This window comes from Variovorax paradoxus (genome assembly GCA_016806145.1).
In the GTDB taxonomy this organism is placed as follows: domain Bacteria; phylum Pseudomonadota; class Gammaproteobacteria; order Burkholderiales; family Burkholderiaceae_C; genus Variovorax.
Map to the genome: position 1 here is coordinate 165,197 of CP063168.1, position 23,398 is coordinate 188,594.

At 60.5% G+C, this 23,398-nt stretch carries 19 protein-coding genes and 4 pseudogenes; 5 read left to right on the forward strand and 18 right to left on the reverse strand.

The window, feature by feature from the left end:
- Positions 1-469: 469 nt before the first annotated feature.
- Both INQ48_43245 and INQ48_43250 read left to right on the forward strand, forming a co-directional pair.
- Complete coding sequence (locus INQ48_43245) at positions 470-1,921, forward strand: AAA family ATPase (protein ID QRF63222.1); 1,452 nt, start codon at positions 470-472, stop codon at positions 1,919-1,921.
- Between the two features lie 8 nt (positions 1,922-1,929).
- Complete coding sequence (locus INQ48_43250) at positions 1,930-2,595, forward strand: RloB domain-containing protein (protein QRF63223.1); 666 nt, start codon at positions 1,930-1,932, stop codon at positions 2,593-2,595.
- A 358-nt stretch (positions 2,596-2,953) separates the two neighbouring features.
- Here INQ48_43250 and INQ48_43255 read toward each other — a convergent pair whose 3' ends face one another.
- The 13 genes and pseudogenes from INQ48_43255 to INQ48_43315 form a co-directional block, all read right to left on the reverse strand.
- Entirely contained in the window at positions 2,954-3,928 is a 975-nt protein-coding gene (locus tag INQ48_43255) for a D-glycerate dehydrogenase (GenBank protein ID QRF63224.1), read from the reverse strand.
- 63 nt (positions 3,929-3,991) lie between these two features.
- Positions 3,992-4,759, reverse strand: a complete 768-nt coding sequence (locus tag INQ48_43260; protein QRF63225.1) for an amino acid ABC transporter ATP-binding protein — start codon at positions 4,757-4,759, stop codon at positions 3,992-3,994.
- Positions 4,760-4,771: 12 nt separating this feature from the next.
- On the reverse strand, positions 4,772-5,587 hold the full coding sequence (locus tag INQ48_43265; GenBank protein QRF63226.1) for a transporter substrate-binding domain-containing protein: 816 nt from the start codon (positions 5,585-5,587) through the stop codon (positions 4,772-4,774).
- A gap of 58 nt (positions 5,588-5,645) precedes the next feature.
- A complete protein-coding gene (locus INQ48_43270) occupies positions 5,646-6,299 on the reverse strand; it encodes an amino acid ABC transporter permease (protein ID QRF63227.1) in 654 nt (217 codons plus the stop codon).
- A 27-nt stretch (positions 6,300-6,326) separates the two neighbouring features.
- Positions 6,327-6,998: an amino acid ABC transporter permease gene (locus INQ48_43275; protein QRF63228.1), complete on the reverse strand. Its 672-nt coding sequence runs from the start codon at positions 6,996-6,998 to the stop codon at positions 6,327-6,329.
- Positions 6,995-8,143: a YncE family protein gene (locus INQ48_43280; GenBank protein QRF63229.1), complete on the reverse strand. Its 1,149-nt coding sequence runs from the start codon at positions 8,141-8,143 to the stop codon at positions 6,995-6,997. Before INQ48_43280 ends, INQ48_43275 begins: the two co-directional genes overlap by 4 nt.
- Before the next feature lie 20 nt (positions 8,144-8,163).
- The gene (locus INQ48_43285; GenBank protein ID QRF63230.1) at positions 8,164-9,879 is read right to left on the reverse strand and encodes a dihydroxy-acid dehydratase; all 1,716 of its coding nucleotides are present in this window, start codon (positions 9,877-9,879) and stop codon (positions 8,164-8,166) included.
- A gap of 42 nt (positions 9,880-9,921) precedes the next feature.
- A pseudogene (locus tag INQ48_43290) lies at positions 9,922-10,609 on the reverse strand (RraA family protein).
- Between the two features lie 702 nt (positions 10,610-11,311).
- Entirely contained in the window at positions 11,312-11,797 is a 486-nt protein-coding gene (locus INQ48_43295; protein ID QRF63231.1) for a hypothetical protein, read from the reverse strand.
- Between the two features lie 125 nt (positions 11,798-11,922).
- On the reverse strand, positions 11,923-12,537 hold the full coding sequence (locus INQ48_43300) for a hypothetical protein (GenBank protein ID QRF63232.1): 615 nt from the start codon (positions 12,535-12,537) through the stop codon (positions 11,923-11,925).
- 221 nt (positions 12,538-12,758) lie between these two features.
- Positions 12,759-13,501 (reverse strand): annotated as a pseudogene (locus INQ48_43305) (IS630 family transposase).
- A 414-nt stretch (positions 13,502-13,915) separates the two neighbouring features.
- Positions 13,916-14,548: a hypothetical protein gene (locus tag INQ48_43310; GenBank protein ID QRF63233.1), complete on the reverse strand. Its 633-nt coding sequence runs from the start codon at positions 14,546-14,548 to the stop codon at positions 13,916-13,918.
- Between the two features lie 336 nt (positions 14,549-14,884).
- Positions 14,885-15,244: an H-NS histone family protein gene (locus tag INQ48_43315; protein ID QRF63234.1), complete on the reverse strand. Its 360-nt coding sequence runs from the start codon at positions 15,242-15,244 to the stop codon at positions 14,885-14,887.
- Between the two features lie 604 nt (positions 15,245-15,848).
- Here INQ48_43315 and INQ48_43320 point away from each other — a divergent pair.
- Positions 15,849-16,865, forward strand: a complete 1,017-nt coding sequence (locus INQ48_43320) for an H-NS histone family protein (protein QRF63235.1) — start codon at positions 15,849-15,851, stop codon at positions 16,863-16,865.
- A gap of 386 nt (positions 16,866-17,251) precedes the next feature.
- Here INQ48_43320 and INQ48_43325 read toward each other — a convergent pair.
- Positions 17,252-17,635 (reverse strand): annotated as a pseudogene (locus INQ48_43325) (enoyl-CoA hydratase/isomerase family protein).
- Positions 17,636-17,705: 70 nt separating this feature from the next.
- Here INQ48_43325 and INQ48_43330 point away from each other — a divergent pair.
- A pseudogene (locus INQ48_43330) lies at positions 17,706-18,045 on the forward strand (helix-turn-helix domain-containing protein).
- 52 nt (positions 18,046-18,097) lie between these two features.
- On the opposite strand, the gene INQ48_43335 reads toward INQ48_43330, so the two are convergent.
- The 3 genes from INQ48_43335 to INQ48_43345 form a co-directional block, all read right to left on the reverse strand.
- Positions 18,098-20,221: an IS66 family transposase gene (locus INQ48_43335; GenBank protein QRF63236.1), complete on the reverse strand. Its 2,124-nt coding sequence runs from the start codon at positions 20,219-20,221 to the stop codon at positions 18,098-18,100.
- Between the two features lie 88 nt (positions 20,222-20,309).
- Entirely contained in the window at positions 20,310-20,648 is a 339-nt protein-coding gene (gene tnpB, locus INQ48_43340; protein QRF63237.1) for an IS66 family insertion sequence element accessory protein TnpB, read from the reverse strand.
- Entirely contained in the window at positions 20,645-21,040 is a 396-nt protein-coding gene (locus INQ48_43345) for a transposase (protein ID QRF63441.1), read from the reverse strand. Before INQ48_43345 ends, tnpB begins: the two co-directional genes overlap by 4 nt.
- A gap of 530 nt (positions 21,041-21,570) precedes the next feature.
- Between INQ48_43345 and INQ48_43350 the strand changes: the two genes are divergently transcribed.
- Complete coding sequence (locus INQ48_43350; GenBank protein QRF63238.1) at positions 21,571-22,488, forward strand: amino acid ABC transporter substrate-binding protein; 918 nt, start codon at positions 21,571-21,573, stop codon at positions 22,486-22,488.
- Positions 22,489-22,500: 12 nt separating this feature from the next.
- On the opposite strand, the gene INQ48_43355 is transcribed toward INQ48_43350, so the two are convergent.
- Entirely contained in the window at positions 22,501-23,394 is an 894-nt protein-coding gene (locus tag INQ48_43355) for a LysR family transcriptional regulator (protein QRF63239.1), read from the reverse strand.
- Positions 23,395-23,398: the final 4 nt, after the last annotated feature.

The window sequence follows — 23,398 nt, forward strand, 5'->3', positions numbered from 1 at the left end:
GTTCGACAGCCTCGCGCAGCAAAGCCGTACCGAAGCTATTGAACCAAATGCGGTCGCTTTGCTTCGCTCGCCTCGGCCAACTGGGCGCTTCGTGACACTTGCACGGCCGGGGCGCAGTCCTGAAACCCTGCCGCGCTGCCTAGGGACGGCGAGCACGCCTATTTTTATGGCCCCGAAGTGGGTCGAAGTACCGCCACTAAAGGCTTCCCACGCTTTTGTCAGGGCGCGCGTCCGGGCGCTTTGCCGCACTCAGTCCAAAGGAACCGCCATGAACGCCGCTCCCGTCGCCCTTTGGCAGACTGCTTCAGGCCTCGCCAGCCGTGAAGCAGCGAGCCTCTACGGGTTATGCGAGTGCCTGTAGGGATTGCGCTCGCCCGCCTTCACGAACGGCACCGTTCGCAGGCCATATTTACTCTATGCAGGCCGATTTTGCAGATTTTGTGCAAAAATGTCGTTTTTGGAGGCCTTTATGCTGATCGATTTCCGCGCTAGCAACTTTCGGTCGATTCAGGAGGAGGTCGTCTTGTCGATGGTTGCCAACGCCGACAAACAGTTCATCAATACGAACACGGTGAAGACGGAGGTGCGGGGGGTCGATCGCCTTCTTCGCGCCGTCGCGATCCTAGGAGCCAACGGGAGCGGCAAGTCGAACGTTCTCCTCGCGCTTTCGAGCATGCAGCACCTGGTAGCTGCCTCCGCCGCTCGATTTAAACCGGGCCAGCAGTTACCTTATCAGCCGTTTGTGCTGGGAGACAGCCTCTGCGAATTCACCGAGTATGAACTAACCTTCGTGCACGAGGGAGTCAGACATCAGTACGGGTTCAAACACGATGAGACCCGTATTTTGGAAGAGTGGCTGCTAGTTTATGTCTCCAGCAAGCCGCAAACCTGGTTCATCCGCACTTATGACCATGAAGCTCAAAAGTACGTGTATCGCAACAGCGATTTTTTGAAAGGAAAGAAAGAGTTGTGGCAAGAGGCAACGCGTGAGAACGCCCTCTTCCTCTCAACCGCGGCACAGCTCAACAGTGAGCAACTACTACCAATCTTTCGCTGGATTACCGAAGACATTGTTGTCCTAGCTGCCGGTCAGTCGCTGTCGGCGGAATCAACCTTGGAAAAATTGCAATCCTCGCAAGACCACAAGCTCATCCTCGACCTCTTGAACGCAGCCGACTTCGGAATTTGTGAGGTCGATGTCACTCAACAGAAAGTCAAGAGCGTCGAATTTCACAAAGACGGCACGGTTGCATTTGAGGACAGAGATGAGAAGACGCCTGTCTTCAGTCATCGATCGGCGTCGGGTGCGGTCACGAAATTTCTGCTCGAACAGGAATCTCTGGGAACGCAGCGATTCTTTCTGTTCGCTGGCCCTCTGATCGATATCCTGAGAAATGGCAAAGTTTTGGTCGTGGATGAACTCGACAACAGCATGCACACCTTGCTTTGCCGGCGTATCATCGAACTCTTTCAGGTAGATGGAGTTGGGGGGCGAGCGGCTCAGCTTATCTTCACAACCCACGATACCTCCCTCCTAGACGCATACGGACTTTTGAGGCGCGATCAAGTTTGGCTTGCAAAAAAGTCCAGCGGCCAAAACTCGGAGTTAATCCCTCTGACCGACTACATGCCACGCAAAGGTGAAGCACTCGAGCGCGGCTACGTTTCCGGCCGATATGGCGGAACCCCCACGGTCGATGTTGATCTCTTCTCACAAGTGAGAGATGCCACTCAGTCGGATCGCATACGAATCAATCTCAACGAGCCACATGAGGTGCGATTTTGGGCCGGGTCGTTTGGCATCGACGAGGATGGCTTGCGTCGTGCAGTAAAGTCCGCGGGTAACAATGCCGCGGACGTCCGCAATTTCTTGGCCCATCGCGATCCCCGCGCGGTTCCAACTACTCCCGCTCGGGGCTGACGACTGCTATGGGCGCGGACAACAGTGCAAGGCATCGGCAGGCCAGCAAGCTAAAGCGAAGGGAGCAGGCGCGAAGAGGGGCGGGAAAGCGCGTGCTGATCGTCTGCGAAGGCGAGAAGACTGAGCCTGAGTATCTCAAAGAAGTCAGACGCGCTCGGCAATTGCAGGCGGCAAACGTACAAATCATGCCCTCGGCGTTTGGTACCGATCCTCTGAATGTTGTCAGGTACGCAAAGCAACTCTTTGAGGAAGGTGATTCGCACAGGAAGATCGAGCCGCGAGCATTCGACGAGATCTTCGCGGTATTCGACCGGGACGAGCATCAAAACTATGTTGTTGCTCTTCAACTGGCCGCGTCGATCAGCAACACCCTGCGCAACGACCTCCGACAATTAGTCCGTTTCGTGGCGATTGCTTCTGTCCCCTGCTTTGAGATCTGGCTGTTGCTGCATTTTGAAGACATCCGGCATCCGATTTCTCGTTCGGAGGCGCTACAGCGGCTTCGGCAGTACTTACCTGGCTACGAAAAAGGGGCTGGCTCCCATTATTCCGCTACCAGCGACAGGCTGGAAGTTGCGATCGGGCGCACGCTCGCGCTGAATGCACTCCACAACGCCCAACAAGGCGTCGAACTTCACTGCGACATGCCTCAGCTTCTCGCTGCCATGGTCTAGGCTGAATCTCTCGGACGGCTGTTGTCCCGCACTAATTCTGACACCTTGCGGCGCATCAGAAGCTCCTCATCCCCAATCGATCCTGAGCGGTCCTATCCCCGGCTGCTGATTTCCATCCAGAACCCTGGGGGTGCGGATAAAAACTTGGACTGGTTTTGAGTCCAGGTTTTCGTCCACAACCCCGAATCGGCCCGGATGGAATTGCTGGGCGCTCACGTGAGAGTGGAAGACTGCAATGATTGACAACATGAAGCAACTGCGATTGAGTCGTAAGCTGCGCTGTCCGTGCCTGAAAGATCTTCCGGCGTGATTGCGGTGTAGAGGAAAGACTGGGGCGTTGACGCACACCAGCAGTGAGTCAAGTTCCCCGGGTATCGAATACAGCAGCAGGCCGCTCGCCTGCTAGCGCTTGTAGCAAGCTTGTCGTCGCAAGCGCCGCCATTGCGTGTCGTGTTTCGTGCGTTGCCGAACCGATGTGAGGCAGAGGCGTCACGCGGGGGTGTGATCGTAGAGGCGATTCCCAAGGTAACGGCTCGTTTGCAAAAACGTCCAGGCCCGCTGCGCGAAGACGGCCGCTGTCCAAGGACGCGAGCAACGCGTTTTCGCTGACTGTTGCACCTCGTCCGCCATTGATAAAAATCGCTCCAGGTTTCATTGAGTTGAAGACTTGCGCATCGATTAACCCTCGCGTTGCTTCGGTGAGCGGAAGCATCGCGACAACAAAGTCAGATTGAGCCAACAGCGCTTCGCGGGTTGCGTAAGCGACTTTGCCCACCAACTCAGGGGCTTGCTTCGCTAGATCAACCTCTCGGCGGACGTGGTAGTGCACCTTCATGCCAAAACCGAGGGCTGCGCGTCTTGCGATGGCTTGGCCAATGCGCCCAAAGCCAATTAGCCCAAGCGTCTTACCGTGCACGTCAAAGCCGAAAAGATCTTCGCCGAACTCGCGTGGCCATCGGCCTTCTCGTACCAGATTGGACAATTCGACAAAGCGTCGGCTGGTTGCGATCAGGAGTCCGAACACCGTATCCGCGACGGTCTCGTCGAGAACGCCGGGTGTGTGGCACAGGAGAATATTGCGTCGCTCCAACTCCGCCAGGTCGTAGTTGTCCACGCCCACCGAGGCGCTGGAAATAACCTCTAGTGAAGGCGCTTTGGCGAGTAGCTCCGCCGTGATGGGATAGCTCGCGCCGATCAGGCCTTGAGCCTTGGGAAGAGCCTTATAGAACGCGTCCGGTGCGGTTTGAGGGTCCGCAACGGTGACGTGATGCACGGCGCTGAGGCGTTCAAGCTGGTCGGATGGAAGCGCCTTGAAGACGATAACGTTTTTCATGAATGGAAACCGAATTAAGTGGCCGAAAGGCACTCGCGTGCCCGTAGACAAAACCGAGTGGCGTCAATGTTTCGGTGGTGAATCGAGGATCTGGCCCAGGAACTGCCGGGTCTTCTCGTTCTTCGGGCTGCCGAAGAATTCCTCGGGCGGCGCCTGCTCCACGATCCTGCCCTCTGCCATGAAGATCACGCGGTCGGCCACGCTGCGCGCGAAGCCCATCTCGTGCGTCACGCACAGCATGGTCATGCCGTCCTCGGCCAGGCCGATCATGGTGTCGAGCACTTCCTTCACCATCTCGGGGTCGAGCGCGGAGGTGGGCTCGTCGAACAGCATGATCTTGGGCGTCATGCACAGCGCGCGCGCGATCGCCACGCGCTGCTGCTGGCCGCCCGAGAGCTGGCTCGGGTACTTGTTGGCCTGCTCGGGAATGCGCACGCGCGTGAGGTACTTCATCGCCACCTCCTCGGCCTGCGCCTGCGTCATGCCGCGCGAGCGCATCGGCGCCAGCGTGCAGTTCTGCAGGATCGTGAGGTGCGGGAACAGGTTGAACTGCTGGAACACCATGCCGACCTCGGCCCGCACCGCGTCGACGTTCTTGCCGCCGGCCGTGAGATCGATGCCGTCGACCTCGATGCGGCCCTTCTGCACCGTCTCGAGCCGGTTGATGCAGCGGATCAGCGTCGACTTGCCCGAGCCCGAGGGCCCGCAGATCACGATGCGCTCGCCCGCGCGCACGCTGAGGTCGATGCCGGTCAGCACCTGGAAGTCGCCGTACCACTTGTAAACGTCGTCGAGCTGGATAATCGTATCACCCAGTTTGTGTCCTGCCATTGTTGGCACCCCTCAGGAGTTCGGCAGCGCAGGGAAATCCGTAGCCAGCCACTTCTGGTAGAGCTTGTTCAGCTCGCCGTTGGCCTTATTGCGCACGACAAAGTCGTCCACGGCTTTCTTCAGCTCGGGTTGGCCTGGGCGCAGCACAATTCCCATGACTTGCTCACGGAGGACCATCTTCTGCTCGAATGTGTTTGCCGGTGCCCGTTTGGCGATCTGCGCCGCCACCGTGGTGGAGCATCCAATGGCGTCAACCTGGCCGGAGAGCATGGCCTGCATGGCCGAAGCGTCGTCGTCAAAGCGACGGATCTCGGTGCCCTCCGCGGCCATGGCTGTCAGTGCGACGTCTTGCGTGCTGGCTCGGGCCACACCCAGACGCTTACCTTTGAAATCTCCGGCCGTCTTGATGTCGACCTTCTTCGCGCCGTAAAGCACCACGGAGGCGGCCGCATAGGGAATCGAGAAGTCAACCTGTTTCGCGCGCTCGGGCGTGATGGCCAGCGAGGCGACCAGCAAGTCGACCTTGTTGGTCAGCAGGAAGGGAATGCGGTTCGGGCCCGTGACCGGCACGATGTTGGCCTTCACGCCCCAGTCCTTGGCCAGCAGCTTGGCCACGTCGGCGTCGTAACCGTCGGGCTGGTTCTTCGCGTCGGTGGTGCCATAGGGCGGGAAGTCGACCAGCATGCCGATGGTGATCTCGCCCTTCTTCTTGATGTCGGCCACGCTCTGCGCCGAGGCGAAGGGGGCGAACACGGTGAGGGCGGCTCCCAGACTCAGGGACGCGAGGGCTGCGATCGCTGCGCGGCGGGTGGTGGTGGTACGGGTCATGGGATGTGTCTCCTGAAAAAGAAAGGAAGCGACGGAAAAAACGAAAGCGACGGGGAAATCAGCGGGCCAGCGCGCGAGCGCGCTTGCGTTCCATGCGCGCGGCCAGCAGCGACAGCGGCCAGCAGATGACGAAGTAGATGGCGGCCACCACCGAGAACACGACCAGCGGCTGGAAGGTGGCGTTGTTGACGATCTGGCCGGCGCGCGTGACCTCGACGAAGCCGATGATGGCCGCGAGCGAGGTGCCCTTGATGATCTGCACCAGGTAGCCCACGGTGGGCGCGAGCGCGATCCTGAAGGCCTGCGGCAGCACGACGTCGCGCATGCGCGCGCTGTAGTTGAGGCTCAGCGCCTGCGCCGCCTCCCACTGGCCGCGCGGAATGGCCTCGATGCAGCCGCGCCAGATCTCGCCGAGGAAGGCCGCGCTGTTGAGCACCAGCGCCACGCCCGCGGCAACCCAGGGGTTGATGTCCAGCCCCAGCACCGGCGCGCCGAAGAACACCAGGAACAGCTGCAGCAGCAGCGGCGTGCCCTGGAAGATCTGGATGAAGGTGGTCGAGACGCCGCGCGCCCACGCCGATTCGGACGTGCGCATGAGCGCGATCGCGAGCCCCAGGATCGCGCCGCCCACGAAGGCGATGGCCGAGAGCGCGAGCGTCCATTGGGCCGCTTCGAGGATGAACAGGAATTCGGGAAAGCCGAAGGTGCGCATGGTGTGGTGGTCTCCGTCGGTCGACGCTTACCGGCGGTCCGGGTAGTTGAGCGTGCGCTTGTAGATCAGCTTGAACATCGCCGAGAAGGCGAGCGCCAGCGCGAGGTAGATGGCCGCGACCACGATGTAGATCTCGAAGCTGCGGAAGGTCTGCGACTGCAGGTTGGCGGCCACCGAGGTCAGGTCGTCGGCCGAGATCACCGAGACCACCGCCGAGCTCAGCATCAGCAGGATGAACTGGCTGGTGAGCGCGGGATAGATGGCCTTGAGCGCGGGCTTGATGATGATGAAGCGGAAGATCTCCCAGGACTTGAGGTTGGGCGCGCGGCCCGCCTCGATCTGGCCCTTGGGAATGGACTCGATGCCGGCGCGGATGATCTCGGTGGCATAGGCGCCGAGGTTCACCACCATCGCCACCAGCGCGGCCGTCTGCGGCGACCAGCGCAGGCCGATGGCCGGCAGCGCGAAGAAGAAGAAGAACAGCTGCACCAGGAACGGCGTGTTGCGGATCACCTCGATGTAGGCGTTGATCACGAAGCGCAGCCAGCCCGGCCCCGAGGTCTTGCCCCAGGCGCAGAAGATGGCCACCACCAGCCCGAGCACGGTGGCGACCAGCGACAGCTGGACGGTGATCCACGTGCCCTTGAGCAGCAGCGGCCAGGCGGCGAAGACGGCGTCGAATTGAAACTGGTAGTTCACGCCGGTCCCTCTGTAGCGGTTGTGGAAAAGCGCCGCCCAGGCATCGCTCTGATCGAACAAGGGCCGCCTTGCGTTGGTATGCGATGGCCGGTATCGCCCCAAGCGCCGTCTTTGAACCCATATACGGCCAACATCTTCTCCACGTTGAACTGGGCTAGGATGTACTGGCTGTCCGCCGTGAAGACGATGCCCTGCCCGGCCTCTCCCGCCGGTAAATCGCCTGCTGCGTGCGCCTGACCGTCGCGAAGCTCGAAAAGTCGTATTCGTCCCCGTTCGCGTCGGCCGGGATTGTCTGGCTTGAGGTTGGAGCCATCCATAGTGAGGGCGGCGATCCAACGACCATTCGGCGAGATCGCCACGCCCTCCGGCAAGGCGGGAACGGACAAGTGCTGCACGGCCCGAAAGGGACGCCTGGAGATGTCCACGAGCGTGACCGTGTCCGCATCTCCCGCCAATTGACCGGCGAAGCCGGGAAGTCCGGCGAGGCCGACATTGCCGATCACAGCCCAGCGTCCGTCGCCGCACACGTCGACGGCATACGGGGCCACGCCGGTCGATATGCGCTCATTCGTAAGGTGAACCGAGGACCCTTCAACCTCGAGCACCGCAGCACCTTGCGCGTCGCGCAGCAGGACGATGGCGGTCGTGCCGTCGGCGGTGAAGGTCACGCCCGAAAGACGGCCGCTGGAGACAATCATCTCGCTCGTGCGCACCAATCGCTGTCCTTCCACAGCAAATGACTCAATCGTGCCGCCCACCGTTGCGGCCAGTAGGAGGTGGCCGCTCGGGTGAAACGCCACGCCTTGCGGATGGTGCGAGGTGGGGACACGCTGGACGACGCGAGGCGACTCGATGCTCAGGTCCACCACCTGAAGGTAGTTCTCGAACACGCACTCGTCCCGGGCCGCGGCGTAGCGATTGGGTGCGGACACAACAGCCAGTTGTCCATCCGGCGAAAGTGCAACGGCCTGCGGCGGGCCGACAATGGTGGTGCGCACATCCACCGTGGCGACGACGCGTTGCGGGAACGACGTTGCATCGATGAGGTCCATCGTGTCGCAAGGTGCGTCGCAGGGATAGGTGTCCCCGCCCGCCACGCGCTGATACTTCGCATCGTTGGTCGACACGATCCAGTCGGGCCTCATGGCCGCATATCGCTGCGAGTTCAATGGCTCTCCCGCGGCACAGCGTGGCCTCGACAGCCGACGAGAAAATCCAGGTCCGCCCCCTTGTCCGCCTGCAGCGTTCGCTCGACGTAGAGCGACTGATAGCCGCCCTGCATGGCAGGCTGCGGCGCGGACCATGCTGCTCGGCGCGCGGCCAGTACCTCCTCGGAAACATGTAGTTGGAGCCTTCGAGCTGGCACGTCCAGTTCGATTTCGTCGCCATCCAGCACCAAGGCCAGAGGGCCGCCGACGGCTGCTTCCGGAGCGACGTGCAGGACCACGGTCCCGAAGGCGGTGCCCGACATTCGGGCATCGGACAGCCTCACCATGTCCCGTACACCGCGCTCGAGCAGCTTGCGCGGAAGCGCCATGTTGCCCACCTCGGCCATCCCAGGATAGCCCTTGGGGCCGCAGTTGCGCAGAACCATCACACAGCTTTGGTCTATGTCCAGAGCAGGGTCGTCAACGCGGCGCTTGTAGTCCTCGATCGTGTCGAACACGACAGCCCGCCCGCGATGGCGCATGAGTTCCGCAGACGCGGCGGACGGCTTGATGATTGCGCCGTCGGGCGCGAGGTTGCCTCTGAGCACCGCGATTCCGCCGTTCGCCGTGAGCGGATTCGTCGCAGGGCGGATTACCTCCTTGTCGAAGTTTTCCGCCGCTTCGATGTTCTCGCCAAGCGTTCGCCCCGTCACGGTAAGCGCGTCGAGATCAAGCGCAGACGCCACTTCCTTCATGAGTGCCGGCAGGCCGCCCGCGTAGCAGAAGTCTTCCATGAGGAAGCGCCCGGACGGCATCAAGTCGAGGATGGTGGGCATGTCCTGTCCCCATCGGTCCCAGTCCTCCAGCGTGAGCGGCGTGCCTATGCGCCCCGCGATCGCTAGCAGGTGCACGACTGCGTTTGTCGAGCCGCCGATTGCACCGTTGACGCGAATCGCGTTCGCAAATGCTGCGCGCGTCAGAACACGCGACAGGGCTAGATCTTCGTGAACCATTTCAACTATGCGTCGGCCCGTCATCCGGGCTAGACGAGAGCGACGCGCGTCAACCGCTGGATAGGCGGCGTTGCCGGGCAACGCCACTCCCAGCGCTTCGACCATGGAGGCCATGGTCGAGGCTGTTCCCATCGTCATGCAGTGCCCCGGCGAGCGCGACATGGCGCTCTCCGCCGCCATGAAATCGCTCCGGCTCATCACGCCCGCGCGAACGTCTTCCGAGAAGCGCCAAACGTCTGTGCCCGAGCCGATGTCCTTGCCTCGGAACTTGCCGTTGAGCATGGGACCACCGGAGATCACGATGCTTGGCAGGTCGCAACTCGAAGCGCCCATGAGCAGCGAAGGCGTCGTCTTATCGCACCCGGCCATCAGCACCACTCCGTCCATCGGGTTGCCCCTGATCGCCTCCTCGACATCCATAGACGCGAGGTTTCGGAAGAGCATGGCCGTCGGCCGCAGGTTGGACTCCCCGCAGGAGAACACCGGGAACTCCAACGGTACGCCTCCGGCTTCGAGGACACCTTTCTTGACGTGCTCCACCAACTCTCGGAAGTGCGCGTTGCACGGCGTGAACTCCGAGAAGGTATTGCAAATTCCTATGATGGGGCGCCCGTCGAACGCATCATCTGGCAGCCCGCGGTTTTTCATCCAGCTGCGATGGATGAATGCATCTTTGTCGTCGCCCGCAAACCAGGCAGAGGATCGAAGTTTCTTTGTCATGATGGTTTTTTTGCGACGGGGGGCGTTCTGCAATCCGCTCGACTACATCACGCCGAATGTTTGGAAGGCTTCGACCGCGCCCATGCTGTGCTGGATGACCTTACGCACACTGCTTTCCGTGGAAGCCTTCTCCAGTGCCAGGCTGATGGCTTCAACTTTGGCTTCTCAAGGAATGATCAATACGCCGTCTTGGCCGCCGTAGACGACGTCACCGGGGCGCACCCGCACGCCCTGAATCTTCACCGACACGCGGTAGTCGACCACGTTGCCGCGTGGTCCCTGATCCTGTGATTAGCCGGCAAGCGAGAGCACCGGCGGGCCCAGCCCGAGTACTTCCGTCGTGTCGTGGGAATACCGTCTAGGACCGCCCCGGCGGCCTTTAAGTGCATTGCCCGTGTAGTCATCAGGCCGAGCCCCACAGCGCGAACTGCGGCGCCGATCCGGTGGCGATGTAGACCTCATTGGGCTCTAGGTCGTCCAGCGCCTGAAACAGCAGGCCAAACGCCTGCTGGCTCAGCGAAGACTTGCCTTCGGGTTCGATCCGCGAGAAACAGTTGATCTCCAGCATAGGCATTGCGCGGCCCGCGACGACCATCGGGCGCTTGACCGGCTTGATGGCCGGCTGCAGGAACTTTTGCATCAGCCCAAGGGTGTCGAGGATGTCGCCAACCACAGCCGGGAATATCCGCGTGCGCATAAAACTGAATAGTTTGGAATCGTCTTTCCACATGGTCTCAGGTCTCCTTGAGAGACTTGGATTGAACCAGCGGACGTCCGCATCAACAACCTATTACCCTATCTGATAGGTATACGAAGCGCACGACGGCTGCGCGCCGCTCCGATCTCGGAAATTTCGAAGAAAGGTGATGATGTAGCGGGGCAGCTAGATTCACCGGTTCGAGCTGGGAATCGCCCGAACCCCGAACGTTCTGGACCATGTTGGGCACTTACTTCGCGAAGCCTGGTACCGCATGAACGCAAGCCTCTGCGCCTCTACCAGAGGGCAAGGAGGTCTCAACGAATAGTCACAACACCTTCAGCCATGGATGTGCCGTGGATGTATTGCGGCGCGATGAGCCTGAGCCACTCGGCTGGCTCTGCCTAAGCCCATCGCGGAGTTGCCGCCGTACTGTTGGCGGACGACCATTGGGCCTTGATCCTTCAGGTGGGCTCATCGCACACGGATGAATAGGGCGCTATACGAAAATTCAGCCGATGGTCGCGGCACAACGGTGTTCTCGGCCGCTCGGCGACGCCTCTTCAAGTTGTTCCCAGACGATTGCAATGGCGCAGTGCAGTCTGGGACTAGATAACTTCGTGCCGCATTAAGTCGGCGTGCTTTGATGCGCGAGTCTTGATTGCAAAAAAAGTACCTGCGTCGAGCGGATCGCCAATGAGTTTGATGCGCCCCCCGAAGGACGGCTGCTAACTCCTAGAACTTTTGCGTCGTTCCATCAGTGTAGATGATGCTCAATGTGCGAAACGCCAAACTCATATTCGAAAGTTCCGTTGCCAGCATCCATTGATGCTCGGTCATGAACTGGTTGTATGCGAATCCAGTCCCTGGTTGTGCAAGCGGGACACCGGGCTTGAGAGGAACATTGAGCGTCAAATTCAACCGAAAATGGACCTCGCCGAACAAATCTAAAAACTCAAGTACCCCCTTTACTGCACGCGTAGGTTTGGAGGCAGACGAAAGTGTATAGACGCAGTCGAACCAAAGATGGTCCTCGTAGCTGTTGAGCGACGGGTTAGCCGGATCGAAGCGCTTGTTCTCCACCTTCACCCTAACCAGATCGCCTGATTTCTCCGGCATATCGTTGACCACAGAGAAAAGCTCAGGTTTGCTCGGATCTCTTGCTTCGAGTGCAGCAAGCCGAGCCTCGATATCAGCCAATCTTCTCTCTAAATCATTCATCTAAAGTTCCTCAATTCGCCAGCGTAGTGCATCCTCGATAGATAGCAGTAAGTTGGCCAAAGGCTATGTGTCCCTCATAACATCGGACTACGAATGTGTCGCGACAAAGACATGCGTGACACCGCTTAATCGTAGCGAGCTAGAAGCGTTTGCAGGCGCGCTCGCGCAACGGGCTTCAATCGTTCAGATTGTGCGAGTTCGCGCGCCGAAAGCAACACACTGTCCTTGGACTTGTCCTGGGCACTCTTAAGCAACAGGGTCAACTGGTGAGACGCCGCCGAATCTTCACTGCGGCCGGAAGCGCTGAACGAGTTTGGCGGCCCGATCACTCTTGCGAATAATTCCGGCCGAAGCAGACTCCACATTGCCAGCCGGATACCAACTACCTCTACATACTCGTCTTGATACCATCGCCCGTCACTCTTCTTGAAGGCAGTTTCATAACGATCGAGTACGCTCGGCAGTCCACTGAGGATTTCGCCTGCCAGCTTTTCATTGCCGGGTGGAACATTGGATAAGGCAAAAAACACCATGGCGGCGTTTTCAGCATTCAGCAGCGTGTCGACGCTCCTGCCTCCTTGGTCATGCAGCCAGAGCGGTTCGGCTGGATATGCAGATTGGCGCTTCTCAGTGGCTCTCAGGGCGAGAACATATTGCGTTACGAGGCTCGAACTTTGAACGGCCGGATAAGGAAGAACCGGCGTGGGTGCAGAACCACATCCAAGGAGCGTGGCGGCCATGGAGATGGCGAGCACGATTCGAGTGGCTGAAGACATCTTTCGTTTTCAATGTAATTTTGGTAACTCGATGATCCCACAGAAATCGGTGAACGCAATGGCTCGATGCGCGAGGGGTGATCCTCCATTTGGAGGAGTGCAGATCGATCTAGCCTAGTGTGGTGAATTAGAAGTTCGCAAACAAATCGCTCGACGCTGGCGAGGATGTCTTCGGCGGTTTTCGATCAAACGAAGGGCTTCGGCTCGGCGTTGTTGATGTCCAGGTGCTCGCGGATGGTCTGCTCGAGCTGCCGCGTGGAGCGATGGGTGCCCCGACGAATGCAGCGCAGGGTGAGCGTCGCGAACCAGCGCTCGACCTGGTTGAGCGATGACGCCGAAGTCGGCGTGAAGCGCACATGAATGCGCGGGTGGCGCGCCAGCCAGGATCTGATCGACGCCGTCTTGTGCGTGCCGTAGTTGTCCATGACCAGATGGATGTCCAGCACCGGTGGCACGCTGGCTTCGACAGTGCGCAGGAACTGCAGAAACTCACTGCTGCGGTGGCGACGGTGCATCTCGCCCATGACCGCCCGCGTGGCGATGTCCAGAGCCGCAAACAACGTGGTCGTGCCATGGCGCTCGTAGTCATGGGTGCGCCGCTCGGGGATACCAGGGGCGAGCGGCAGCTGGGGTTGCGTGCGATCAAGCGCCTGGATCTGGCTCTTCTCGTCCACGCACAGCACCATCGCCATCAAGGGTGGATCCATGTAGAGGCCGACGATGTCGCGCACCTTCTCGACGAACATCGGATCGCTCTATAGCTTGAACGTCTCCTGGCGATGCGGCTGCAAGCCGAAGGCGCGCCAGATGCGCGAGACGGCCGTCTGCGAGAGCCCGGCTGCACTGGCCATAGTGCGGGTGCTCCAGTGCGTAGCGCCGCGCGGCACGCTCTCCAGCGCTTGGCGATCACAGCATCCACGCGGGCGTCGCCTTACCCTTGGAAGCGAGCTCTAGGTGGGCTGGAAGGTTGCTGCGACCGTCGTCGCGCAGCCTCAGCTCAGCGAAGAGCAATGGTGAACTGAGCGACCGCTACACACCCCGTTTGATGCCGCTGGTGTATGGCTTCCCCTCTTTGATCAGACGTTTGCCTCCTTCGAAGTCGTCGCACAGGATTTCCTGGCTGGGTGCAGCGGAATTCTATGAAGTTCAGCTGAACCGAGCCGGAAAGTTAAAAGCATGCTTTTTATTTCGCATGAGTCACGTGGCTAATTTCGTGCATCCGACTCAATGCACTTTCGTGCCATTTTTCGTGGGTAGCTGGAGCAGGATTTGGATGCCGCAACAAAATTCGAATGGGCCTTTCCAAACTGCGGCACGCCAAGCCTTGTATCTTTTGGGAGAATCACGTGGAGCTCCATTGGAGTGGAGTCTTGTCCAGCCATCTTGGCCGCTTTTCGCCTTCCTTCACATCGAGGGGTCCCCTCTCACTGCTGCGCCAAGCGAGCATGTGGACGTAAGCGATCTGCAGCATGAGAGCTTCTGAGTCCGCTGGCGAAATCCGGAGTTCAGCGTAAGTGTTTCCCTGTTCGCCAAACCGAGCACGTACTGAAAGGTCCCGGTAGCCTGGAGCATTCCCATAACTGAGCAACGTCGCTGGAAACGTTCCACCATCGTGCAACGGCGCCGGCGCCCCTTCGGGTAGCATTGCGCGTCGAGCATCCAGGCGCACTCTTTCTATGTCCTCTATCCCCCAAAAGTTGGCCAACTTCTCAAAGCCAGGACCGCCATCTTTAATATAGAGGTGGAGCTCTTGGCGTGCTACACGCGCATCCATACGCAGCACGGCAATGCAATCCTCGAACAGCGCATCGTCGATTGCGCGCAGATCTTTGAGGTCGAGCGGAAACCGTTCACCGTTGTAGAGGCTCAGCAGGAAACGGGCGACATAGCGAGACTGCCCCGCGTCACGGCTGCTCGCCGCGAAGAGGCGCTGCAAAGCCGCTTCGCCCTGCGTCTCGAAGATGTCTTTTTTCATGAAAGAGCCTTTCCCAACGTCCTCAAACTTCAACAAACTGCACTGCAACGCCAACGAATGTAACAAACGATCTGCGCCTTGAACCGATACAGCTACAAGCTGGTATCCGCTTTCCGCGAATGGTTCGTAAGGGGCCGAACATTGCACTTGCGAAGCCAATTCCTCCGCACGCCCCCTTTTCCCGAAGTCGAGCCCGCTATATCGAGTCGGTTTAGGCTGAAACGTATGGTCTCCGCTACACGGCACGTCGCAGATCTGCCGATCACCTGCGAAGAATGAGCGCGGCCGTGATACTTGATATCGCGGAATAGAGACTCTGTGAGCAAGAAGTCTTTCTTACTTGGCGAGAAACGACCCCGGATCGGCTCCGGACCTTAGTGCCGCCTTGAACCACGCAGGACGAGGGCCGCGGCCGCTCCAAACGTTGCCAGCTTCATCGCGATACTTCGGCTGAGCGCCCGAAGCCTTCTTGGCACTTGCAGGGCGGCCGAGTGTAACAACGCGCGAGGGCCTTGCCGAGCCAGTGCGTCGTAATGCGCGCCCTACCCCCAACTCGGCGGCGGAGAAACCGTAGACGGCGATGGCTTCTTTGATCCTTGCCAAGACCTCATTCGCTTCTTGCTGGCGAAGCTCACTCGCTTCCTTTTGGAGTTGCTCGATCTGCTTTTGCACCTCTTGAAAAGTCTTCTTTGCCATTGAACATCTCCATAGTTAAAAGTATGAGGATACACGATTAGGTATTTCTTAGCGCTAAAACTTCATTCATCGGCAGGCTAATGAACTTAAAAAGGCAATGTTGTACAGCGACCTCTGGGTGGGGCACGCACTTGGGCTCCGGCACCTTCTGACTCTCGGATCGGGTTCGATTTTCTACATCGTCAATTTGTCCTCGCATGCGATGGGCGTAAGGCTTCCAACAGAACCTTTCTGGAACCAGAAACGCGCCATTTGTGTACTTACGGCGAGTAGCTAACCACTTGGACCCACAGCAAATGCACTAACGGCGTATGAATTAGCTCCCAACCTCAATGCTCACCAGCGGCTCGCCGCTCCAGCGCTAGCCGTTAGTGTATTTTCTGCCTCGTCGGTGATTCATCCCTGATGGCTGTCTTGCGTGATCAGCATTGATCCCGAGAGCGCCAGACAGCCGCGCTAGGATCGCGCAGCATGCCGGCGCAGCTGCAGCCGTTCGCACCCATGCGTCTGGCGAAATCGGTTTCCGCATGTTTGCCGTTTGTATCGACCCATAACCATCGGCTGGGGGGGCCCTACACTCCCCACCAACTCTTTTTGACTAAAAATGGCACGCCTACACAGAACCTATCTTCAGCTGCGCGACGAGATCGCAGCGCTGCAACGTACCGCCGCCGACCTTTTGACAGCTGAAAAAAACGATGCGATCGCCAAGATCGACTCCCTGATTGCTACTTACAACATCGCACCGTCGGAGCTGACCTTTGCACATCGCACCTCCAGACCTCTAAACACGGCTAGGACCAAAGGCCGTACGCCCAAGAAAGCGAGCGTTCAATTCCAAGACGCCGCTGGCAATACGTGGGGCGGGCGCGGGCCGCGTCCGATCTGGCTAAAACAAGCTTTGAAGAAGCGCGGCGCACGCATCGAGGATTTTGCGATCGCGTCATCGCGTCAAGCACCCGCACCCAGCCAACCCATCAATGGCTCGACGAATCATCCTCTCGTCAAGATCCACGTCAAGCCAACTGCCGCGACCCCGCTGGCCCAGAAAGTCTCTGAAGCCAGCAGGGTCAATACCCCGGAAAGTGCCCCCAGAAGCGGCAAGTCTTCTGCAACCAAAGTTTCTTTAACACCAAAGAAGCTCACAGCAGCGAAATCAGCCGACTCCGCAAAGCAAGCGCACAAGAAGCCAGCGACAGCTTCTAAAAATGCGTCTTATTCCAGCGCGCCTAAGACATCGAGAAAGAAGTTGGTCGCACCAAAGCCCGCTGTTCCAGAGCATCAAGGTGCCGAGGGGGCTGCGGCGTCCGCTTCGGGAAAGGCAATCAAGAGCCGATCGGGAGAGGTAACGACGAAGCCGTCGAGCATCGCCAAGGTTGCATCCAAAGTGGCGTCTACATCGGCTCGTGCAAAGAAATCCAGCAATGCTCGCGCCAATCCCTCAAAGACCACCATTGCAAACAAACAACTAAAGGTATCGACCAAGAAGGCGCGCAAATCAACCGCGGCGACAGAACGTCAAGACGACTCGCAGCTTTCTCTGCCCATCCAAGTGGAGCACTCGACCACTGCCCCTAACGTTGCGAGTTCAGAGACCAATTCCGCTTCGATCGCCGAATGAGCAGACCATCGTCTTCGCGCTAAAGCTGGTTCGGCCATTTCACGAGGCACTCGGCGGCACCTACTGCGCGGGCGCCGATCTGAAGAAGACCATGCCACCAGCGGAAAGCTTATATCTCCACTAACACAGCTCCGAGCGGAGCGAGTTAGTGTTGCCAGGGCGGCATTGCTGAGCCCTGTTAAGTAGCGAAGGCGGCCGCTGCGTGGCATGACCTTAACTGCGTCCAAGGCCTTAGGGCCGGCTCGGACCGGGTCGACACCTGAACACTATCTCTCCTTCGCACGCAGGCGATCGGCGCCGCCGCAGCCCGCGCGCCGACGAGTTCAAGGCCCACGCCGTCGAGCAGCCTGGCATGTCGATGGGGGCGGTGCCGATGTCTCTCGGTATCCCATCGCGCGCGGCAGGCGCTGCGTGCCGCCGGCGCCGGGGATCACGCCGATCTTGATCTCGGGCTGGCCGAACTTGGCGTTGTCGGCCGCGATGATGAAGTCGCACATCATCGCGAGCTCGCAACCGCCGCCGAGCGCGAAACCGGCCACCGCGCCGATCACCGGCTTGCGGATCGAACGGATGGTCTCCCAGTTGCGCGTGATGTAGTCGCCCCGGTAGGTGTCGATGAAGCTGTACTTGGCCATCGCCGCGATGTCGGCGCCGGCCGCGAAGGCGCGCTCGCTGCCGGTCAGGATGATGCAGCCGATGGCGTCGTCGGCGTCGAAGGCCTTCAGGGCCTGGCCCAGCTCGGTCATCAGCGCGTCGTTGAGCGCGTTGAGGCCGGTGAATTCAACCGGTCGTCGCAACACGTCCAATCAAGGAGGTTTCATGGCAAAACCTGCAGGATGGGTGCAGGAGTTGACGGCGCGAGCGGCAACGCGCTCGCCCGGTGCTCCTTCGCATCGGCGAGAAGTGGAGCGACAGTTCTGGGCGCAGATCGCAAATGGAATCACGAGTGAGAAGGCAGCTGAGGCCGTGGGCGTCTCTCGGCCGGCAGGCACACGCTGGTTCCGTCATCGTGGCGGTATGCCGTTCTTCCTGTCGATCCCTATATCTGAGTGTTATCTATCATTCGCCGAGCGAGAAGAGATTGCTCTTCTACGAACCAAGAGATTGAGGTGAGGGAGATAGTCCACCGCTTGGGCCGCTGCCCTTCAACCGTTCGCGAGAATTAACACGAAACGCCGCGCTGCATCCATCGTGAGCGTCCAGTCATCCCATCTTGACCGGCCGCACGCGTGTCACTTGGACTGTAGCTGCGCTCCGACGTAGGCAACGCACTGCACGAGATTGAGGCAGGCCAGCAGCAGGTATTTCTCGGCGTCGGTTCTCACGGCCAGCAGGTCGTGCTCGCTGAGGTAGCCGTACACGAACGCCAGCAGGTAGCGCTCGGGGTGTTCGACGCAGGACTTCGTGATCATCTGCTCGACGAGGTCTGGCGGCACGCCCTCGGTGAACCTCATCGTCGCAGTCAGCCGCTGCAAACAGGTTTCCTGGACGTCTTCAGAGATTGTCGGCAAGGCGTGCCCGCAGTGCTTCATGGCCTGGAAGGCGACCAGCAGAACATAGATCGGGACCTCAAGCTGCAGCATGTCGACTCCGTAGCGAGGCAACACGAGGATGGAGGCCAGCAGGTTCGGTTGCTGGACGTAGATTTCGTCAGCCAGCTCAACCCTCTGCTGCGCGCTCATGCGGTCGACGTCGATGTTCGCCCGAACCATCACAGCCTGTGTGAGCAAGGTCATGGTGCCGCGCTGGATTCTGGCTGCCATCGGTGTGGCAGCAGTTCCTCGATCCGACTGCTGCGCTGCGCTGCGTCGGCAGCACGTCGTCGCAGGTAGGCCCAGGGATCGCGCCCGTTCATGCGCGCCGACTGCACCAGGCTCATCACGATGGCCGCGCGCTGGCCAGCCAGTTCGCTGCCCAAATTTGGCGCTCAGGTGGTTGTTGTCGATGGCGACCGCGCCGTCGTCCAAGTGCCGCGTCAGCGCGGCCCAATGCCCCAGCGCGTAGTCGATGGCCTTGGCCGTCGGGCCGCCGTCGGCTACCAGCCGGCGCTCCAGTTGTAGCCAGTGTTTGAGCTCTTCCCACAGCTTGGCAAGCCGCTGGCGCTGCGCCCGGCGCTCGTCATCGCTGAGCTCTTTGAGCTGTGCCTCGACCCCGTAGATGCGCGCGAAGCGACGCACCGCCTCCAGGCCCACCACGCTGGTGCCGTCGTGCGTCAGCTCTTCGAAGTTGCGGCGCGCGTGCGCGGCGCAGGCTGCGCCCAAGCGGTCCGGATACAGCCGCGGATCGACCACAGTCTCGTAGGCGCTGTAGCGGTCGGTCAGCAACGTGCCCGACCATCGCTTGCCGTATCGATCCTGGCCTCCCAGGAATTCCAACGGGTACTGCGCTCCGCGTCCCGGGCAGAACTGGTAGATCACACCAGGCACCTTGTCGTGCCAGCTTCTGGCGTAGGCCCAGATGTAGGCTCGGCGCGTCTTGCCCGCACCCGGGTCCAGCAGGGCCACTGGGGTCTCATCGGCGTGCAGCACTGCACAGCTGAGGATGAAGCGCCTGTGCGCCTCGTGCAGCGGCTCCAGCGCCGCACCGGCCTGGCCGGTGATGGATGCCAGCGTGGAGCGCGGTGTGTGCACGCCGCTGCGGGCGTTGATGGTCGCTTGCCGGTAGTAGGGCATGTGGTCCACGAAGCGACTGATCAGCGTGTGTGCGACGAAGCCACTGGCAGCGATACCGCCTTCGATGACCTCTGCCACGCTGGGCGCCTGGCGCAGCACCTGGCAGCAGCGGCAGGCCCACTTGCCGTAGATGTGGCGATGTACGAAGAACTCGGCAGGCACGATGTCCAGGCGCTCGCTGACCTCCTGGCCGATGCGCGTCATTGGGCGCCCGCAGCCGGGCTCCAGGCAGTCGGTGCGCTCGGGCTCATGGTGGTGTTCCACACGGCGCAAGTGATCGGGGAACGGGTTGCGGCGCGGCCGGCGCGGGGGCGCCTTGGTCGCCGTGTCCGAGGCAGCTGCGCCGGCTGCGGCCGTGGCGGCTTCACGCCGCAGCCGCTCGAGCTGCTCACGCAGGCCCGCCTCGTCCTCGGCCAGCGTCTCCTCGAACAGGCGGCGCTGCTCGGCATTCATGGCCTCGGACTTGGCGCCGAACTTCCAGCGCTTGAGCCTGGCCAGCTCGAAGGTGATCTTCTCGATCTTGGCCTCGCGCAGCGCGATCTCACGGTCCTTGCGCTGTAGCAGCGCGTCGCGCTCGGCAAGCTGCTTGTCCTGGTCTTGCAGGCGCTGGCGTAGCTGGGCAATCAGCGCGGCTGTCTCTGCGGACAGCTCGGATGGAATCGCAGAAGGAAGAGCGCGCGCCAAGCATGCTGTGCATGGTGCCAGAGCGTGCCGATGGAGCCATCGGCACATGCACTGTCAACGCGGGGCACGCGGCCTGGGCGTTAAGCCCTCAGGCCCGCGTGATGGCGCTCAGTTCGGGCAGACGCTGCCACGGCAGGCCCAGGACCAAGGCATCGAACTGCGCAGGTGTGAGCGACAGCAAGGGCGCTGCGTCGCTCGTGCCCGGCCAGACGAAGCGCCCCGCGTTGAGCCGGCGCGCCGCGCACCACACGCCGAAGCCGTCGTGCACCAGCAGCTTGACGCGCGTGCCGCGGGCGTTCGCGAACAGATAGCCATGGTGCGCCTGCGCTGCGCCGAAGACTTGCACGACGCGCGCCAACAGGCGCTCGGCGCCAGCGCGCATATCGATGGGTTCGGCCGCCAGCCACATCGCGTCGATGCGGATCATCGAAGCAACTCGCGCATCCAGGCCGCGCACTCGCTGGCCGCGCCGCCCGGCCAGGTCACCGTGACCGTCGTCGGTCCACGTCGCAGTTCGATGCGAATGTCTGGGGCCTGCGCAGATGGCGTCGGTGCCGACGTCGGTAAGCTAACCGGGACGAAGACGGTCTTGGGCTCTTGCGCCTTGGCTCCATCATCGACCTGCGCGCGCACGGCGTCGCTCGCTGGCTTCATCTCCGCCTCGTGCACCCATCGCCGGAGCAGATTGGCGTTGATGCCATGGGCCATCGCCACTGCGGCCATCGACATGCCAGGCTGCATGCAGGCAGCCACCGCATCCGCCTTGAACTCTTCGCTGTGGCGGCGCCGACGGCGGCCCCCCTCAAAAGCTGCAGGCATAGTGTTCACGAATCCACCTAGAGTTAAGTGGATTCGAGACTCCTATACCTCTTTCCGAAACTCAAGATGGGATGACTGGACGCTCACCATCCATCGCCCTGCTAGCCAGTTCATGATTCAAAATTGGAACGGCGCATTCGAGGCAGGCGCCAATATTCACGGCGAGCGACATTGCTACCTTCGAGGGCCGGCTCGGCGACCGCACGCCTGGCATCGTGACGGCTGCCTCCAGGAACGAGAACACCGACTCATGAAATTGCGCTCGGATGCGCCATGGCAAGCATCAGGGCTCTCACCGCTTCTCGCGCGAAACGCGAGGAGATTCGCTGCGCGCGCCGGGGCCTTTTGGGCATCAAAGAACTTGGTGCTGAGAACGCAAATCCATCGTTATCACGTCTCGTTTCCCCGGACTAAAGTGGTCATCGAAGGTCTGCTGCATCAGCAGAACCTCCAGGCGCGGAGCGCCCACGCGCAGATCTAAGCCGTGATGCTCCGCCGCAATCAATCGACTAAAAAATGGAAACAAAAAAATGATCCTAAGATGCTTCTTTAAACCGGCGCTCGTTTGCGGCGTTCTGGCCGTGGGAGTGCTTGTGGCGTTATCCGCGGCAGCTGACACGCTGGACAAGATCCAGGAAGAAGGGCGAATCACTGTCGGTGTCAGGGATGCCTCCGGCGCCATGTCGTATACCCTGGGGCCGGACAAGTACGTCGGCTACCAGGTCGATGTATGCGAGCGAATCGTTGCCGACATCAAAAAGACGTTGCTGCTCGACAAGCTGGAGGTTCGATACCAGGTCGTGACGCCCACCAATCGCATTCCACTACTAAGTAATGGCACCATCCAGCTCGAATGTGGATCGACCACCAACAACACGGCGCGACAAACCGACGTGGCGTTTTCTCCCACGACATATGTCGAAAGCGTGCGCATCGCGGTGAAAGCCGACTCGGGCATCCACGACTTCACAGACCTCGGCGGCAAGACCATCGTTGCGACGGCGGGCAGCACCGCAATTCGAGTTGTCAGGAACTTGAATCGGGTCGCATCCCGGAAGGTCTTGGAAATCTACGGTAAGGACAACGCCGATGGCTTTCTGCTCTTCGAGTCGGGCAGAGCCGACGCCTATGCTGCCGACAGTCAGATCTTGGCCACGTTGATCTCGAAGAGCAAGTATCCAGGCAACTACAAGATTCTGGAGCGGCCCCTGAGCGTGGAGCCAATCGGCATCATGATTCCCAAGGGCGACACCAGGTTCAAAAAGCTCGTGGACACCACGGTGACCGCACTGGCCTCGAGTGGTGAGCTTGCCCAGCTGTACGACAAATGGTTCGTGCAACCTATCCCTCCCCATGGCACGAAGGTCGGACTGCCAGCTTCTGCGCTCACCCGGGCCGCTTGGGCTTCACCCAATGACAAGCCGCTGGAGGCCTACGCGGAAAAGTAGGCGCGTCCAGCCTCATCTATCAACCGCTCGGGCGCCGGCGAACCTAGCTGCCGACTCGAGCAGGCATTCAAGAAGAATATTGGACGCTGGCGCTTCGCTCACACGCCGCTGCATCACGCCGATCTCTCTGAAGAACGTCTGCTCTCCCAACGAAATCATTCTCACGCCTAGCGGCAGCGGAAGATTGGCCTCCGCAAGCGGCACGATCGCCACGCCGGCACCCACGGCCACCAGGTTGACAAGGCCCGCGATCTCGTCGAGCTCGATGGCGTCGTGCACGGAGAGCGACTCGCGCTGGATGAAGCGCTCCACCATGCGCCCACCGAACGAGGTCCTCTCATACCGCAGGAGCGGGTTCTGTTGCACAAGCTGCCGCCAGTCTTCGCCGGGCACGTCACTCGGTACGACCAGGACGTAGGGTTCGCGAACCAGCGGTTGCCACGTCATGTCATGCAGTATCCCGAAGGGCGGCTTGATGATGATCGCCGCATCGATCTGCCCACTATCCAGAGCATCCGTCAGTGCAATCGAAAGGCCCGGTATCACGTGTATGCGCAGGAGCGGAAACCTCTGGCGCAGCATGACCAATGCGCGAGGAAGCAAGGTCGTCTGTGCGGATGCGATGGCCCCCAGCCGCATCATCCCCACCGTCATGGCCTCGTCCGGAAGGTCGATGAGCTTCGCGCACAGGGCACTGATCTCTTCCGCGCGAGGGAGCGTTGCATGACCCGCTGCGTTAAGGACAGCTGCTCTTCCGGTTCTTTGGAAGAGCGGGAAGCCGAGCAAGTCTTCCAGTCGCTTGATCTGGCTGCTCACCGCCGACTGCGTCAGCCCGATCCGATCTCCCGCAGCTTGGAACGTGCCGTGCCGACAGACAGCAATGAAGGTTCTCAGTTCGGTCAGCATTTTG